This window comes from Streptomyces sp. NPDC060205 (assembly GCF_042728395.1).
GTDB lineage: Bacteria > Actinomycetota > Actinomycetes > Streptomycetales > Streptomycetaceae > Streptomyces.
In genome coordinates this window covers 1-12022 of record NZ_JBHWZP010000289.1, presented here as the reverse complement: position 1 = coordinate 12022, position 12022 = coordinate 1, and the positions used below count along the sequence as shown (strand labels likewise).

13 protein-coding genes and 1 pseudogene are annotated in these 12022 nt (G+C 69.8%); 11 read left to right on the top strand and 3 right to left on the bottom strand.

Going from position 1 to position 12022, the window contains the following annotated elements:
* The first annotated feature begins 185 nt into the window (after positions 1-185).
* Positions 186-812: a Uma2 family endonuclease gene (locus ACFWGJ_RS34675; RefSeq protein ID WP_387332537.1), complete on the top strand. Its 627-nt coding sequence runs from the start codon at positions 186-188 to the stop codon at positions 810-812.
* An 82-nt stretch (positions 813-894) separates the two neighbouring features.
* On the opposite strand, the gene ACFWGJ_RS34670 is transcribed toward ACFWGJ_RS34675, so the two are convergent.
* The 3 genes from ACFWGJ_RS34670 to ACFWGJ_RS34660 are packed head-to-tail and all read right to left on the bottom strand — an operon-like array spanning position 895 to position 1995.
* The gene (locus ACFWGJ_RS34670) at positions 895-1146 is read right to left on the bottom strand and encodes a hypothetical protein (protein ID WP_387332535.1); all 252 of its coding nucleotides are present in this window, start codon (positions 1144-1146) and stop codon (positions 895-897) included.
* On the bottom strand, positions 1139-1549 hold the full coding sequence (locus tag ACFWGJ_RS34665; protein WP_387332533.1) for a hypothetical protein: 411 nt from the start codon (positions 1547-1549) through the stop codon (positions 1139-1141). Before ACFWGJ_RS34665 ends, ACFWGJ_RS34670 begins: the two co-directional genes overlap by 8 nt.
* A 5-nt stretch (positions 1550-1554) precedes the next feature.
* On the bottom strand, positions 1555-1995 hold the full coding sequence (locus tag ACFWGJ_RS34660) for an ATP-binding protein (protein WP_387332532.1): 441 nt from the start codon (positions 1993-1995) through the stop codon (positions 1555-1557).
* Positions 1996-2156: 161 nt separating this feature from the next.
* On the opposite strand from ACFWGJ_RS34660, the gene ACFWGJ_RS34655 reads away from it, so the two are divergent.
* The 10 genes and pseudogenes from ACFWGJ_RS34655 to ACFWGJ_RS34610 all read left to right on the top strand — a co-directional run.
* Positions 2157-3035 carry a helix-turn-helix domain-containing protein gene (locus ACFWGJ_RS34655; RefSeq protein WP_387332541.1) on the top strand — a complete coding sequence of 293 codons (879 nt, stop codon included), beginning with the start codon at positions 2157-2159 and terminating at the stop codon, positions 3033-3035.
* A 4-nt stretch (positions 3036-3039) separates the two neighbouring features.
* The gene (locus tag ACFWGJ_RS34650) at positions 3040-3234 is read left to right on the top strand and encodes a DUF397 domain-containing protein (protein WP_387332530.1); all 195 of its coding nucleotides are present in this window, start codon (positions 3040-3042) and stop codon (positions 3232-3234) included.
* Between the two features lie 143 nt (positions 3235-3377).
* Positions 3378-4487: a glycoside hydrolase family 43 protein gene (locus tag ACFWGJ_RS34645; RefSeq protein WP_387332528.1), complete on the top strand. Its 1110-nt coding sequence runs from the start codon at positions 3378-3380 to the stop codon at positions 4485-4487.
* 212 nt (positions 4488-4699) lie between these two features.
* Complete coding sequence (locus tag ACFWGJ_RS34640; RefSeq protein ID WP_387332526.1) at positions 4700-5914, top strand: ROK family protein; 1215 nt, start codon at positions 4700-4702, stop codon at positions 5912-5914.
* A 137-nt stretch (positions 5915-6051) separates the two neighbouring features.
* Positions 6052-7389 carry an ABC transporter substrate-binding protein gene (locus ACFWGJ_RS34635; RefSeq protein WP_387332524.1) on the top strand — a complete coding sequence of 446 codons (1338 nt, stop codon included), beginning with the start codon at positions 6052-6054 and terminating at the stop codon, positions 7387-7389.
* A gap of 6 nt (positions 7390-7395) precedes the next feature.
* Positions 7396-8358: a carbohydrate ABC transporter permease gene (locus tag ACFWGJ_RS34630; protein WP_387332522.1), complete on the top strand. Its 963-nt coding sequence runs from the start codon at positions 7396-7398 to the stop codon at positions 8356-8358.
* A gap of 2 nt (positions 8359-8360) precedes the next feature.
* A complete protein-coding gene (locus ACFWGJ_RS34625; protein WP_387332520.1) occupies positions 8361-9284 on the top strand; it encodes a carbohydrate ABC transporter permease in 924 nt (307 codons plus the stop codon).
* A 2-nt stretch (positions 9285-9286) separates the two neighbouring features.
* Entirely contained in the window at positions 9287-10552 is a 1266-nt protein-coding gene (locus tag ACFWGJ_RS34620; protein ID WP_387332518.1) for a 6-phospho-beta-glucosidase, read from the top strand.
* A gap of 110 nt (positions 10553-10662) precedes the next feature.
* The gene (locus tag ACFWGJ_RS34615) at positions 10663-11637 is read left to right on the top strand and encodes an N-acetylglucosamine kinase (RefSeq protein WP_387332539.1); all 975 of its coding nucleotides are present in this window, start codon (positions 10663-10665) and stop codon (positions 11635-11637) included.
* A 203-nt stretch (positions 11638-11840) separates the two neighbouring features.
* Positions 11841-12022, top strand: a pseudogene (locus ACFWGJ_RS34610) (hypothetical protein); the annotation flags it as partial.

Below are 12022 nucleotides of genomic sequence, written 5' to 3'. Positions count from 1 at the left end.
GAGCGCTCTGGATGCAGCCCCCGCACACATGCACAACCGCCACGATCGCCGTAACGGTTCAGCACGCTCGTTCGAGTGAACGCCCACAGCATTCGCAGGTCACAGGGGGTGCGGACGCCTCATGATTCTGCCGGGGCACCCGGAACGGGCGTAGCCTGGCAACAGCGTGGCGAGGAGAAGCATCAATGAGTGCCGAACTCAGCATGGAGCCGGTCATGACGCAGCAGGACCCCATCGATCTGCTGATCGCGTTCGAGGAAGCGTCCAAGACGCCGATCCGACCCGAGTACGTCGAAGGGACGGTCATCGTGCCGCCGGCACCGAACGACAACCACAATGACGGCGCTTTCGAGCTGTCCTTCCAGTTCCGCGCCGCCGGACTCCGCCTGGTGGGCATGGGCAACGGCTACCGGGCAGCCCACAAGGACGGCCGCACCATGGCCCTGATCGTCCCGGACTTCTATGTACGCCGCCGCAAGGCGACGGAGCTGGACGAGTCGTACCGCAGGGCCCACAAGGGCTGGTACCCCATCGACATGATCGCCCTGGTCGGCGAGGTGACCTCCACCAACCACGAGACGGACACCGGCCCCAAGCTGCGCACCTACGCCGCCGCCGACGTCCCCTTCTACATCCTGATCAACCGTCACCGGAAGACGGCCCACTGCTACTCCGACCCGATCACCCCCGGCGACAACCCCACCGAGGCGTACTACGCCACCGAGACCAAGGTCGAACTGGGCCGCGTCCTCCCGCTTCCGGCCCCGTATCCGACGCTGGAGACGGCTCCCTTCCTGGAGCCGACGGAGTAGCCGAACCGGTCGGGCGAGGCCTCGCCCGACGCGCGACTCCACGCAGTGCACGAAGTGCCGCCCGTCACGATCAGGCAGGCTGTCAGCCGAACCAGTTCACCTGCACCAGCACGATCCGCTCGCCGCGCACGTCGGTCAGGTACGTGAGCATGACCAGGCCCCGGCTCTCCGTCCGCGTACCGGGTCCTGGACCGGTGAAAGCGGCTCCCTCCAGAAAAACCATGGATTCCCGTACGGCGATCTCGTTGGCCAGCCGCTCGGTCTCAGCGCGTGCCGCCGTCGGCAGACCGTCCAGCATGTCGTCCTGGAACAGTTCCCACTGCCAGTCAGCCACCCGCGACCTCACGGTGCGCCGCGCGCACGATTTCCCCAGCCTCCCGGATCGCACGCTCGCGAGTCGCGGGGTCGGGGCTGCTGAGCGCCTGCTCGGCAGCGTGCAGACTGCGCGCGGTCGCGGGGTACCGCTCGATCTCGACGACGACGCCCCACTGCCGGTAGAACATCCGGATCGGTACGACGCTGTCCTCGTCCCCGGCCCGGACGAACGCCTTCTGCAGATCCTCGAAGAATTCGGGAAGCCGCGACGGCACAACGGTGGCCACGGCCTGACGCAGCGCCGGAAGGGTCAGTTCAGGCCGGGGAATGAGCGGACCGTCCTGGTCCGCGTACGGCGTGGTCATCGGCCGCCCCTTCTGCTCGTCGAGCGCCCCTGTGGCACGCGCCCACGCTAGCGCCATTCCCGTCACTTCTTCACGCTCACGAGGCGATCGTCAGCCGCCGGGGCGAGGGTGAGTGCCCACTCCGCGTACACGCTCTTGCCGACGCCGCACACCTCCACGCCCCACCGGTCCGCCAGTCCCGCGACGAGCAGCAGCCCGCGCCCGAACTGGTCGGCGTCCTGCGCCGGGCGGGGCCACGGCAGCCGGTCCCCTCGCGGGTCGCTCACCTCGACGCGGAGCGCGGCGGCGCCGCAGGAGATCCGGACACGGATCAGCCGGTCGTGGAGGCTGCCGTGCAACAGGGCGTTGCTCATCAACTCCGAGACGACCACGGCGACATCCCCGGCGCGGTCGGGATACCCCCACTCCCCGACGAGCCGCGCGGCCCGCCGCCGGGCGAGCGTGACGCTGTGGGCGAGGGGGGTGTAGTCGAGGGAGTCCTCAAAGAGGAGGGGCTGATTCATGAAGATGCGCCTCTCACACGGGGGTTGATGTCGCTGAGTCAGCGACTGAACACGCAACGTAGTCACTCGCACGCTCTGGGAGCAACAGATCTGGGGAAGTTCTTCCCGAATGAGTGAAGGCGGTCCATGGCGTGACGGACTCGGGACACACTGTGACCGTGATCCGATCAACTCAAGCCGCGGGCAACCGGGCATCAACTGTCCTCGGCCGCAGGCTCGGTAGCGAACTGCTGTCGCTGCGGGACGCCGCGGGCAAGACACAGCAGCAGGCCGCCGAGTCCATCAACGCGACCGGCACGAAGATCGTGAAGATGGAGCGGGGCTGGGTGCCCATGCGCGACCCGGACATCCGGGTGCTGTGCGAGTTCTACGGACAGCACGACCGCAAGGCCACGGCCCGGCTGCTGGAACTGGCGAAGCTGGACCGCGAGCGACGTAAGGCCAAGGGCTGGTGGCAGCACTCACCCAACGCCGGCGCGCTGGCCGAGTACATCGCCATGGAGGATGTGGCGAACCGCGTCCGCACCTGGCAACTCTCCCTGATCCCAGGTCTGTTCCAGACGGCGGACTACGCGCGCTCGCTCGCCGTCAGCGACGGCGTGTGGGAGGACCCGGACGACATCGAGCGCATCGTCGAGGTCCGCATGCGACGCCAGGCCCGCCTGCGCGGTGAACACCCGCTCAATGTGTACGCGGTCGTCTGGGAAGCGGCGCTGCGGCAACTGGTCGGCGGACCCGACGTGATGCGGGCCCAGTTGGAACACCTGCTGCAGGTGGCTCAGCTTCCGAACGTACGACTCCAGGTACTGCCGTTCCGCACGGGCGGCCACCCCTGCATCACCGGCCCGTTCAACATCGTCTCGTTCGCGGAGACGGAAGCCGTGGACGTGGTCCATGTAGACGCCATCGCTTCTACGGTGTGGGTGGAGAACCCGGCCGAGAGCAGCACGTACAGCAACTTCTTCGACCGTACGGCCCGCCTCAGCCTCGCCCAGCACGACACCGCCCAGCTCATCGAGCGCATCCGCCAGGAGATCTGACCCCGTGCCCGAGTCCCACTTCATAAAGTCCAGCTACAGCAGTTCGGGCGGCGAGTGCGTAGAAGTCGCCCTCAACGCCCCACACACCGTCGCCGTCCGCGACTCCAAGTCCCCCGACGGCCCGATACTTCACCTCTCCCCCACGGCGTGGGCGGAGTTCACCGCCGCAGGTGCGCTCGACGGCGCCCGCCGACACTGAGTCGCTGACAGTCCCTGCGGCCGACGCGAGAGCAAGCGATCGCCACTCGTCCCCCTGGCCCCCGCCATATTGACGCCCACCCCCCGCCCGGCGATGATCCGAGAGCGCTCTCTGACGTGGACACGATCAGGAGGACCCTCCGGATGTCTCCCACCCGCGGCCGGCTCGCCCGGCTGATTCCGTTCGGGCTCGCCGCCGCCCTCCTCCTCGCCCTCGGGCAGGCCGCCGCGGGCGCCGAGGCCGTCGCCGGCGCGAGCGCCGAGGCCCCCGTGTCCACCCTCGGCCGTACCACCCTCGGCGGCGCCGACCCCAGTGTCATCAAGGTCGGTGACCTCTACGTCGCCGCCAAGTCCGTGGACGGGGGGATCGCCGTCCGGACGGCGTCCACGCTGGAAGGGATCGCCGGCGCTCCCAAGCAGCAGGTGTGGCGGGACACCGGCGGGCTCGGGGAGGTGTGGGCGCCCGAGATCGTGCACCACGACGGCGCCTACCGCATCTACTTCGCCGCCGGAACCGGCGCCGCCCACCGGATGTACCACATCAGCTCGGCCAGCCCGGCCTCCGGCTACTCCGCCGCCACCAAGGTCGCGCTGCCCGGCGACAAGTGGGCCATCGACGGGGCGCCCTTCACCTTCAACGGCCAGCGCTGGTTCGTCTGGTCCGGCTGGGCCGGTGACACCAACGTCGAGCAGAACCTGTACGTCGCCCGGATGGGCAGCCCCACCGCGTCCACCGGCGACCGGTACGTCATCTCGCAGCCCCGCGAGTCGTGGGAGCGGATCGTCGGCAACCCGTACATCAACGAGGCGCCCCAGCCGATCGTCGACCCCAACGGGCAGTTGCACATCGCGTACTCCGCGAACGGCAGCTGGAGCGACCAGTACTGCATCGCCGACCTGCGGCTGCGCTCCGGTGGCGATCCGACGTACGTGTGGGACTGGTACAAGTCCAACGGCTGCCTCTTCGGCTCGCACGCCGCGACCATGATGTCGGGCTGGGACCCGACCCTGTACGTCGACGGCCCCGGCCACCACACCTTCGTCCTGCCGCGCGGCGACGCCACCGCCGGTCCGCCCTCGGGCAACCGCTTCCCGACGATGTTCCACGCGGTCGCCAAGGGCACGCCGTACTCATGGGCCAACCGCTACTGGTACACGGGCACGGCCGTCTGGTGGGGCAACACCACGTACAGCCGCGCCAACGTTCCCGGATCCCCCACCAACACCGGGTTCAGCCTCAAGTTCTTCGAGTGAGCCCCGCGCCCGCGAAGGCGACGGACATGCTCCCCGCAGGTAACGACTCCGTTGCCACGCGGGCAACCTGTTGACGCCTCCCCCGCCCCCGGCCTACCTTCCTCCCATCGATAGGAAACTTTCCTAACAGTGATCCCAGCGGTGATCACTCGGTGGACTTTCCGGTCATCACACTGGGAAGCTGGGCAGCCGAGAGGCAGGTGTCGACAGGCATGGCAGGAACATCCGGTACCCCGGGCACGCCGCGCGTGCTGCGCGCCATGAACGACCGCGCCGCGCTCGACCTCCTGCTGGAGCACGGCCCGCTCTCCCGGACCCGGATCGGCAAGCTGACCGGGCTGTCGAAGCCGACCGCCTCCCAGCTGCTCGCCCGGCTGGAGGCGGCAGGACTCGTCCTCGTCACCGGGACCAGCGAAGGACGCCCCGGGCCCAACGCGCAGCTGTACGCGGTCAATCCGGCTGCCGCCTACGCCGCGGGACTCGACGTGACGCCCGAGCGGATCCTCGCCGCCGTCGCCGATGTGACCGGCCGGACGGTCGGCGAGTACGAGCTGCCCACCCCCGGCCGGCGCGCCGCCCACACCGTCGTACGGCAGGTCACCGACGCCCTCGACGGCGCGGTGAAGGCGGCGGGGCTGGCCCGGGCCGACGTGCAGCGGCTCGTCATCGGCACCCCCGGCGCCTTCGACCCGAACACGGGCCGGCTGCGCTACGCCTCCCATCTGCCCGGCTGGCACTCCCCCGCCCTGCTCGACGAGCTCGCGGCGGCGCTGCCGATGCCCGTCGAGTACGAGAACGACGTCAACCTCGCCGCCGTCGCCGAACAGCGGCTCGGGGCGGCCCGGGGTCACGAGGACTTCGTCCTGCTGTGGAACGAGGGCGGCCTGGGCGCCGCCCTCGTGCTCGGCGGCCGGCTGCACCGCGGCTGGACCGGCGGCGCGGGCGAGGTCGGCTTCCTGCCCGTGCCCGGCGCGCCCCTCGTCCGGCACGTCACCAAGGCCAACAGCGGTGGTTACCAGGAACTGGCCGGTTCCCAGGCCATTCCGAAACTCGCCCGCGAGCTGGGCATCAAGCCCATCCCCACCGGCCCGTACACCGAGGTCGCCGCCGCCCTCGTCGAGCAGGCCGCGGACATCGACGCCGGCCCGCACCGGGAGCTGCTGCAGACGTACGCGACCGGGCTCGCCACCGGTCTCGCCTCGCTCGTGTCCGTCCTCGACCCCGAACTCGTCGTCCTCAGCGGCGCCTCGCTCAGCAGGGGCGGCGAACCCCTGCGCGCGCTGGTGCAGGCCGAGCTGGAGGAGCTGGCCGCGTCCCGGCCGCGCCTCGTCGTCGGCGACGTCCATGAACAGCCCGTGCTGCGCGGCGCGCTGGAGAGCGCGCTCGCCGCCACCCGCGACGAGGTCTTCGACACCTCGGCCCACTGACCAGCCCCCGACCGCCGGCCCGACACAGGCCCACCGACCAGCCCCGACCGGCCCGATGAAGGGCCACCGAACACCCCTCACCCCGGCTCCGCCCTCTTCCCCCGTCCAGCCCGCCCTGCTCATAGGGAGACCCAGCCATGCCCGGAATGCCCCGTAAAGCGGTGCTCGCCGCCGCGTCGATAGCCCTCCTCGTCACCGGCGGTACCGGCTGTACCGGCTCGTCCGGCTCCGGTGCCACGGACGACCCGAACGCGAAGACCACCATCACCTTCTGGCACGGGTGGAGCGCGCCCGCCGAGGTGAAGGCGATCCAGGAGAACATCGCCCGCTTCGAGAAGGCGCACCCCAACATCAAGGTGAAGGTCGTCGGCAACATCAACGACGACAAGCTCAACCAGGCGCTGCGCGCGGGCGGTTCGAACGGGCCCGACGTCGTCTCCTCGTTCACCACGTCCAACGTCGGCAAGTTCTGCTCGTCCGGCGCCTTCGCCGACCTGAAGCCGTTCATCGAGAAGTCGAAGCTCGACCTCGACGCGATCATCCCGAAGCCGATGCTGGAGTACACCCAGTTCGAGGGCACGCGCTGCGCGCTGCCGCTGCTCGGTGACGCGTACGGCCTCTACTACAACAAGGACGCCTTCGAGGCGGCGGGCATCACGTCGCCCCCGAAGACCTGGACCGAGTTCGCGAAGGACGCGAAGAAGCTGACGAAGGCCAAGGGCGACTCGTACAAGCAGCTCGGCTTCATGCCGAACTACCACGGCTACGAGACCGTGGTGGACCACTACATGTCGCAATGGGACCACTCCTACTTCGACGACAGCGGCAAGTCGAACATCGCCGACGACCCGGCCTTCGCGGAGATGTTCACGTACCAGAAGAAGCTCGTCGACGATCTCGGCGGGTTCCAGAAGCTGGAGAGGTACCGCAACACGTTCGGTGACGAGTGGGGCGCCAAGCACCCCTTCCAGACCGGCCAGGTGGCGATGCAGCTCGACGGCGAGTGGCGGCTGGGGATGGCACAGGACGCGGGGGTGAAGTTCGAGATCGGGACCGCTCCGATGCCCGTCGCCGACGACGAGGTGGACGAGTACGGCAAGGGGTTCCTCTCCGGCACGATCATGGGCATCGCGCCGCAGAGCAAGAAGCAGAACGCGGCCTGGGAACTGATGAAGTACATGACGACCGACACCGAGGCCGTCGTGTCGTTCGCCAACGCCATCCACAACGTGCCGTCCACGTTCGACGCGCTCAAGTCGCCGGACCTGAAGGTCGAGGACGGCTTCAAGACCTTCGTGGACATCGCCCAGCACCCGCAGTCGAACACCCCGCCCGCCTCCGTCAACGGCTCCACGTACCAGACGACGCTCCAGGACTTCGGCTACCAGTACGAGTCCGGCAAGGCGAAGGATCTCAAGGCCGGTCTGCAGAAGACCGCCGACCAGATCGACCGTGACATCGAGCAGGCGAAGTAGCGCCCCATGGCCACGCTCCCCGCATCCGCGACCTCACCGACCCTGCGCACCAAACGCAGGAAACAGGCCCTGCGCACGGCCGCCTTCATGTCGCCGTGGCTGATCGGCTTCAGCGTCTTCTTCGCGTACCCGCTGATCTCGACCGTGTACTTCTCGTTCATGAAGTACGACGGCTTCGGCGTCCCGGAGTTCCGGGGGCTGGAGAACTGGAGTTACGTCTTCAACGACTACCCCATGTTCTGGCCGGCGCTGCGCAACACCCTGTGGCTGGTGCTCGTCATGGTCACCTTCCGGGTCGTCTTCGGCCTGGGGATCGGCCTGCTGATCACGAAGATCAAGACCGGCACGGGTGTCTTCCGCACGCTGTTCTACCTGCCCTACCTCGCCCCGCCGGTCGCCGCCACGCTGGCCTTCGTGTTCCTGCTCAACCCGGGTACGGGGCCGGTCAACTCGGTGCTCGGCGACCTCGGGCTGCCGACGCCCGGCTGGTTCACGGACGCCACCTGGTCCAAGCCCGCGCTCACCATGCTCGCCCTGTGGGGCGTCGGCGACCTGATGGTCATCTTCATGGCCGCGCTGCTCGACGTACCGAAGGAGCAGTACGAGGCCGCCGAGCTGGACGGGGCGTCGGCCTGGCAGCGGTTCCGGTTCGTGACGCTGCCGAACATCTCGCCGATCGTGATGTTCGCCGTGGTCACGGGGGTCATCCAGACGATGCAGTACTACACGCAGCCGCTGGTCGCGGGGAAGGTCGCCTCCGGGATCATCGGCGGCTCGGGCCAGCAGTTCGAGCCGGGGTACCCCGACAAGTCGACGCTCACCCTGCCGCAGCTCGTCTACAACCTCGGCTTCCAGCGGTTCGACTACGGCTCCGCGTGCGTGGTCGCGCTGGTGCTGTTCGCGCTGTCCATGGCGTTCACCGCGTTCCTGATGCGGCGCCGCGGCGGTCTCATCCAGGCAGGTGACTGACCATGACCCAGACGACCGAAGCTCAAGTACCTTTCAGGACGGCGGAGTCGGGGCCCGAGTCCCCGAAGCCGCCCGTCTCGGCCGCCGAGCGCACCGCCCGGCGCAAGGCGCTCCTGGAATGGATCGCCGTGCACGCGCTCGGGGTCGCCGCCGCGCTGTTCTTCGTGCTGCCGTTCGTGTTCGTGGTCCTGACCTCGCTGATGAGCGACGACCAGACACTCACCAGGGACCTCGTCCCGGACACCTGGGAGTGGGGCAACTACACAAAGGTCTTCGACACCCCCGGCTTCCTCACCTGGTGGCGGAACACCCTCCTGTACGCGGGCGCCGGCACCGCGCTGACGGTCGCGTCCTCGATCCCGGTGGCGTACGCGCTCGCCAAGTTCCGCTTCCGTGGCCGGAACCTGTCGCTGATGCTGGTCATCTCGATGATGATGCTGCCGCCGCAGGTCATCATCATCCCGATGTATCTGTTCTGGGCGAAGCAGCTGGATCTGTCGGGCACGCTGTGGCCGCTGATCATCCCGATGGCGTTCGGTGACGCGTTCTCCATCTTCCTGCTGCGGCAGTTCCTGATGACGATCCCGAACGAGTACCTCGACGCGGCGAGGGTCGACGGGTGCGGGGACCTGAAGACCCTGCTGAAGGTGGTCCTGCCGATGGCGAAGCCCGGTATCGCGGCCGTCGCGCTCTTCCAGTTCTTCTACGCCTGGAACGACTACTTCGGGCCGCAGATCTACGCGTCCGAGAACCCCGGCGCCTGGACCCTGAGCTACGGCCTGGAGTCCTTCAAGGGCGCGCACCACACCGACTGGAATCTGACGATGGCCGCGACCGTCCTGGTCATGGCACCCGTGATCCTTGTGTTCTTCTTCGCACAGAAGGCGTTCGTCGAAGGCGTCACGCTCACCGGAGTGAAGGGCTGAGAATGAAACTCGCAGTAGTGGGCGGGGGGTCCACCTACACCCCTGAACTCATCGACGGCTTCGCGCGGTTGCGCGACACCCTGCCCGTCGAGGAGTTGGTCCTCGTCGACCCGGCGCTCGACCGGCTCGAACTGGTCGGCGGGCTGGCCCGGCGCATCTTCGCCAAGCAGGGACACCCCGGGCGGATCACCACGACCGACGATCTCGACGCGGGTGTCGAGGGCGCCGACGCGGTGCTGCTCCAGCTCCGCGTGGGCGGGCAGGCCGCCCGCAACGAGGACGAGACCTGGCCGCTGGAGTGCGGCTGCGTCGGCCAGGAGACCACCGGCGCGGGCGGCCTCGCCAAGGCGCTGCGCACGGTCCCGGTGGTCCTGGACATCGCCGAGCGCGTCCGGCGCTCCAACCCGGACGCCTGGATCATCGACTTCACCAACCCCGTCGGCATCGTGACCCGCGCCCTCCTCCAGGCCGGTCACAAAGCGGTCGGACTGTGCAACGTGGCGATCGGATTCCAGCGGAAGTTCGCCGGCATGCTGGGGGTCTCCCCCACCGATGTGCATCTGGACCATGTGGGCCTCAACCACCTCACCTGGGAAACCCATGTGCGCCTCGGCGGCCCCGAGGGCGAGAACGTCCTCCCGAAGCTGCTCGCCGAGCACGGTGACACCATCGCCGACGACCTGCGCCTGCCGGGCGGTGTCCTCGACCGCCTGGGAGTCGTGCCCTCCTACTACCTGCGCTACTTCTACGCGCACGACGAGGTCGTACGGGAGCTGGGCACGAAGCCGTCGCGGGCCGCTGAAGTGGCCGCGATGGAGAAGGAGTTGCTGACGATGTACGGCGACCCTGCGCTGGACGAGAAGCCCGCGCTGCTCGGCAAGCGGGGCGGGGCCTACTACTCGGAGGCGGCCGTCGACCTCGCCGCGTCCCTGCTGGGCGGGGGCGGCAGCCCGTACCAGGTGGTGAACACCTACAACCGGGGGACGCTGCCGTTCCTGCCCGACGACGCCGTGATCGAGGTGCAGGCGGCCATCGGGCACTCGGGGGCCGCCCCGCTGCCCGTGGCACCGGTGGACCCGCTGTTCGCCGGGCTGATGGCGAACGTCACCGCGTACGAGGACCTGGCCCTGGAGGCCGCCCTGCGCGGGGGCCGCGAGCGGGTGTTCCGGGCGCTGCTCGCACACCCCCTGGTCGGCCAGTACGCACTCGCCGACGGCCTCACCGACCGGCTGATCGCGCACAACCGGGAGCACCTCGCGTGGGCATGAGTGCGTCCCCCACAGGGCCCGAACACACCGATCCCACCGCCCCCACAGGGCCCGAACACACGGGTCCCGCCGCCCACATGGAGGCCGAACACACGGGTCATGCCGCCCACATGGAGGCCGAACACAGCGTCCTCGCCGTGGACGCGGGCAACAGCAAGACCGACGTCGCGGTCGTGGCGCGCGACGGGAGCGTGCTCGCCACGGCGCGCGGCGGCGGGTTCCGGCCTCCCGTGGTCGGCGTCCGGGAGGCGGTGGACACGCTCGCCGACGCCGTCGGCCGGGCCTTCGCCGCGGCCGGGATCACCGCGGTCGGCCATGTCTCCGCGTGTCTCGCCAACGCCGATCTGCCCGTGGAGGAGGAGCAGTTGGCAGCCGCGCTGCACGCGCGCGCGTGGGGGACGACCGTGGACGTCCGCAACGACACCTTCGCGATACTGCGGGCCGGTGTCGAGGAGCCGCGGGGCGTCGCCGTGGTGTGCGGCGCGGGCATCAACTGCGTGGGCATGCGCCCCGACGGCCGGGTCGCCCGCTTCCCCGCCCTCGGCCGGGTCTCCGGCGACTGGGGCGGCGGCTGGGGCCTCTCCGAGGAGGCGCTGTGGCACGCGGCGCGCGCCGAGGACGGCCGGGGCGCCCCGACCGAACTGGCCCGCGCCCTGCCCGCGCACTTCGGCCTGTCCACGATGTACGCGCTGATCGAGGCCCTGCACCTGGGCCGTATCGAGGAGGTGCGGCGCCATGAGCTGACGCCGGTCCTGTTCGCCACGGCCGCGGACGGCGACCCGGTGGCCCGCGCGCTCGTCGACCGGCTGGCGGACGAGGTGGTGGCCATGGCGGTCGTCGCCCTGACCCGCCTCGACCTGCTGGGCGAGGAGGCGCCGGTCCTGCTCGGCGGCGGTGTCCTGGCCGCCCGTCACCCCCAACTCGACGACCGGGTACGGGAGCTGCTGGCCGAGCGGGCCCCCAAGGCCGTACCCCGGGTCGTCACCGCCCGGCCCGTCCTCGGGGCCGCGCTCCTCGGCCTCGACCACCAGGGCGCCCCGGCCCGGGCGCACGCCCGCGTACGGGAGTTTTACGAGAGGGTCTGAGCACGCCGGGAACCGAACTGTTCGGGTTGGCGTATTCATGGACAGGGGGGGTGCGGGATCTTCGCCGGGCCGCAATCCGACCAAGATCGCGTCAAGCCCTGTTCGGATGTCGGTCCCGGCGGCGATACTTGCGGCCGAGCGTCTCTTCCCGTGTGCCTCGGCGCCGGGCGGAGGTGACCGGCGACGACCATGGGGGAGGTCAGGTGACATACGAGCAGCAGAGCACCGCGGCGCCACCGCGGGGGCAGGCGGGCGCGTCGCCTGCGATCCCGCCGCAGGCGACGTCACCGGGGCCGCAGGGCCGGGCAGGCGGGCCCGACGGCGGGCCGCCGCGGCGCACGGCGTGGGCGGAGGGCGTCGACCGGCTGCGGGCCGGGGCGACCAC

Coding starts and splice junctions, on each gene's coding strand:
- ACFWGJ_RS34675 (WP_387332537.1), top strand. CDS start 186: ATGAGTGCCGAACTCAGCATGGAGCCGGTCATGACGCAGCAGGACCCC.
- ACFWGJ_RS34665 (WP_387332533.1), bottom strand. CDS start 1,549: ATGGCGCTAGCGTGGGCGCGTGCCACAGGGGCGCTCGACGAGCAGAAG.
- ACFWGJ_RS34660 (WP_387332532.1), bottom strand. CDS start 1,995: ATGAATCAGCCCCTCCTCTTTGAGGACTCCCTCGACTACACCCCCCTC.
- ACFWGJ_RS34645 (WP_387332528.1), top strand. CDS start 3,378: ATGTCTCCCACCCGCGGCCGGCTCGCCCGGCTGATTCCGTTCGGGCTC.
- ACFWGJ_RS34640 (WP_387332526.1), top strand. CDS start 4,700: ATGGCAGGAACATCCGGTACCCCGGGCACGCCGCGCGTGCTGCGCGCC.
- ACFWGJ_RS34635 (WP_387332524.1), top strand. CDS start 6,052: ATGCCCGGAATGCCCCGTAAAGCGGTGCTCGCCGCCGCGTCGATAGCC.
- ACFWGJ_RS34630 (WP_387332522.1), top strand. CDS start 7,396: ATGGCCACGCTCCCCGCATCCGCGACCTCACCGACCCTGCGCACCAAA.
- ACFWGJ_RS34625 (WP_387332520.1), top strand. CDS start 8,361: ATGACCCAGACGACCGAAGCTCAAGTACCTTTCAGGACGGCGGAGTCG.
- ACFWGJ_RS34620 (WP_387332518.1), top strand. CDS start 9,287: ATGAAACTCGCAGTAGTGGGCGGGGGGTCCACCTACACCCCTGAACTC.
- ACFWGJ_RS34615 (WP_387332539.1), top strand. CDS start 10,663: ATGGAGGCCGAACACAGCGTCCTCGCCGTGGACGCGGGCAACAGCAAG.